Below are 532 nucleotides of genomic sequence, written 5' to 3' on the forward strand. Positions count from 1 at the left end.
TGAAGTTTTTGGAGAATGAAACCGACTTTGCTTTTGAAGGCATCCTGCCGCTGGTCTGGAGCCGCAGCTATTATTCCGACCAAGACGGTACCGGCTGGCTCGGCGAGGGCTGGAGTGTGCCGGGCTGCCAACGCATTATCTGCGATGCGGCGGGATTGGCCTATATCGATGATCAGGGCCGTCTGTTCCCGCTACCGGAAGTGGATGAAGACGACGAAGAACCGGTATTGTTCGAGAGCGAACAGATTTGGTTCAGTAAAAATCCGGACGGGCATTATGTCATCGCTTCGCTGGACGGTTCGATAGCGCTGCGTTTTGCGCCTTTGGTGGTGGCGGAAGACGGTTCGGACGAAGATTCCACCCTCTTCCCGCTGGTGGCGGTAGAAGACGCCAACGGCAACCATCAGCGTTTCGTCTATCATCCGCTGACCGGTCTGCCGCAGTACGTCATCGACGGCAACGGCCGGGTATTCTTGCTGAACTTCGGCAATGTGGCGGACGAACAGTCGCCCAAAATGCGGCTGCTGTCGGT

At 57.0% G+C, this 532-nt stretch carries 1 protein-coding gene; it reads left to right on the forward strand.

Annotation, left to right across the window (positions count from 1 at the left end; genetic code table 11):
* Positions 1–532 (forward strand): DUF6531 domain-containing protein (locus tag HMPREF3277_RS10480; protein WP_246830801.1); only part of this gene is annotated, 532 nt, incomplete at both ends.

Source organism: Neisseria sp. HMSC70E02, assembly GCF_001838645.1.
Classification (GTDB): Bacteria; Pseudomonadota; Gammaproteobacteria; order Burkholderiales; family Neisseriaceae; genus Neisseria; species Neisseria macacae.